Origin of the sequence: uncultured Campylobacter sp., from assembly GCF_938045535.1 — a bacterium.
Lineage (GTDB): Bacteria > Campylobacterota > Campylobacteria > Campylobacterales > Campylobacteraceae > Campylobacter_B.
Genome location: NZ_CALIMQ010000171.1, coordinates 1 through 2,325 on the forward strand (window position 1 = coordinate 1; position 2,325 = coordinate 2,325).

A 2,325-nucleotide genomic window follows, 5' to 3' on the forward strand; every position below is an offset into this window, starting at 1 on the left:
AATAAATCACAACGATATTTTGGAATTTCATAAGTATTTTAGCAAAATCAGCCACAGCAAAGGTCGTATTCGTATTCGTGTAAGTCCCAAAATTAGGGAGTTGCGAGATAGCGTGAGCGAGGAGAGCCTGAAGGCTAAAATAGCTGCAATTCGCGGGATAAAAGAGTATAAATTTAACTCTCTAATCGGCTCGCTGACGATTCACTACGACGAAAATATTTTTCCGATGCATCTTTGGGAGCAGTTTTTAAGCGGCATCAGTTCGCCTGAGCTAGTAGCGCTTGTAAATTCCAATATAGAGGCGATTTCTTGAGCGAAGAAACATTGCGTAGTGCCAAAAAATCGCGTAGAATTTCTAATAAATCTCGGAATTTAAATGAGGCGCAAATTGCAGATATTGCTCTTTTGCTCGAAAAAGAGGCACAAATTTTGCAGTTTTATTCGCTGGGCGCAGTTAAATTTCAAGATAAAAAGCTAGGAGAAATTCTATCTTTACGAGCTGGATTACTTGAGCGGATGCTAGATTTTGCAAATTCTTGCGGGCTTGGCGCCACGCCTCCTGAAAATAGCAGTGAGGCACTGGCTGCAAAAGGTATGAATGAGTTTTTGGCTTCGGCGCTTTTGATAGAAAAAAGCTCTATGATGTTTTATGACGATTTAATTAATTCGTGCAAGAACGCGCAATTTAAAGAGCTGCTGTATAAGGCGCAGGCGGTTTCGTATAATGAAATTTTGCCGATTTTAAAGGAATTAAATTCTAAATACGAGGCTGATTTAAATTCTTTGAATTTCACTGATTTATTAAATGAAATTTTAAAAAATCCGCAGGAATTAGAGCGGATATTTCAAAAATACGATTTGCAAAATATTTTAAATAGCGCATTTTCTAATTTAATTAAAGGAATTTTGCAGAAAAATTAAATTAGGATTGCAAAAATCTAAAAAAGTCGCTATAATATCAAAATCTATGTAAAGTTGATAAAATGACTTTATAATCTTAACACAAGGAGAATGAAATGCCGATCCCATTTCTAGCAGGTTTTGCGCTTGGTTGCGCGGCGGTTTACGCTTATAACAATCGAGATAAAATCAAAGAAGGTGCGAATAAAATTGTAAGTAGCAAAAGTGTCGAGGAGCTAAAAAATAGCGTCAAAGGCGGAGCGGAAAAATTAAGCAAAAAATCAAAAGAAATTTTTGCGGAAGCCAAAGAAGGCCTAGACGATGTTGCCGAAGCTGTAAAAAGCAAAAGAAAGTCTGGTAGTAAAAAAGCTGCGACAAGTAGCGCCAGCACTGAGACTAGCACTGCAAAAAAAACCAGAAAAAAGCCGGGACCGAAACCGGGATTTAAAAGAACTAAAAAATCCACCGCAAGCTCTAAGGCTGGCGAAACACCGATAGGTGAGACATCCGCAGCATCTACTACTCCGCTTAATATCCCGCAGATCGTAAAAATGGATGATAATTCTTCGGCTAAATTTACGTCCGCAGACGATAAATCAGAAAAATAGAGGCCTAAATGAATAGATCACTTACGACACAGCGTTCGCCGCTGGATCACGTTTTAAGCGGCGCTATAGCAGGGGCGATCGGCGGTTGCGCCGTAGAGCTCGTTAAAGCCAAAGAAGGCAAGAGCAAATCTAAAGCGATTCGCGATGCGCTAGATATTGCGCTAAGCGGCGGTATCATCGGTGGCGGCGCGATTTACAGCGCAAATAAGCTCGTACAAGGCGAGTATCTACGCGCAGCGGCAGGCGTCGCAGTATGCGTAGGCGCGCTCATTGCGGGTAGAAATTTTATTCTTAAGGTAGGCAATGAGTAATCCGTATATCACAAAAAAAGATTTGAAAGAAATTCTAGACGATTACGATTTTGGTGGCAATAAATATTCTAGCGGCTCGGACGAGGGCTTTGCCGGCGATGATAAGCTTGGCGGTTGGGCTAAATGGATAAACGAGCGGGGAAATTCTGCACCTTTTAATAGTTCTGCTTCCAGCAATAATTCGGACAATAAAGATTCTGCCACTCAAAGTTCAAGCGATGTAAATTCTACTCAGGGCTCCGCTTTCGGTGGAATTTTTAATTCCTTGGGTGGCAGGCAAAACGCGAACGGCTTATTTGGTAGCAACTCATTTATCACAGGCATCGTTCTGGGGGCCGCAGCGACCTATTTTCTAACCGACGAAAACGCGCAAAAAAAGCTTTTTAAGCTCATTGCAAAGGGTACCGAGATGTTTCAGATGGGCGTTGAAGAGATGAAGGAGCGATTCGAAGACGCCAAGGCAGAGATGCAAGAGTAGTCGATGCAAAATTTTAAAATTTTACATG

At 41.2% G+C, this 2,325-nt stretch carries 5 protein-coding genes; all 5 read left to right on the plus strand.

Annotation, left to right across the window (positions count from 1 at the left end):
* Window positions 1-313, plus strand: a 313-nt coding sequence (locus tag Q0095_RS05450; RefSeq protein ID WP_366806152.1) for an HMA2 domain-containing protein, incomplete at its 5' end; no start/stop codon positions are given.
* Window positions 310-921 (plus strand): hypothetical protein, encoded by a 612-nt coding sequence (locus Q0095_RS05455; protein ID WP_297882098.1) that lies wholly within the window; start codon window positions 310-312, stop codon window positions 919-921. The genes Q0095_RS05450 and Q0095_RS05455, both read left to right, overlap by 4 nt.
* A gap of 95 nt (window positions 922-1,016) precedes the next feature.
* The gene (locus Q0095_RS05460) at window positions 1,017-1,508 is read left to right on the plus strand and encodes a hypothetical protein (protein WP_297882100.1); all 492 of its coding nucleotides are present in this window, start codon (window positions 1,017-1,019) and stop codon (window positions 1,506-1,508) included.
* An 8-nt stretch (window positions 1,509-1,516) separates the two neighbouring features.
* Window positions 1,517-1,819: a Cys/Met metabolism pyridoxal-phosphate-dependent enzyme gene (locus Q0095_RS05465; protein ID WP_177386687.1), complete on the plus strand. Its 303-nt coding sequence runs from the start codon at window positions 1,517-1,519 to the stop codon at window positions 1,817-1,819.
* Complete coding sequence (locus tag Q0095_RS05470; protein ID WP_297882102.1) at window positions 1,812-2,297, plus strand: hypothetical protein; 486 nt, start codon at window positions 1,812-1,814, stop codon at window positions 2,295-2,297. Before Q0095_RS05465 ends, Q0095_RS05470 begins: the two co-directional genes overlap by 8 nt.
* Window positions 2,298-2,325: the final 28 nt, after the last annotated feature.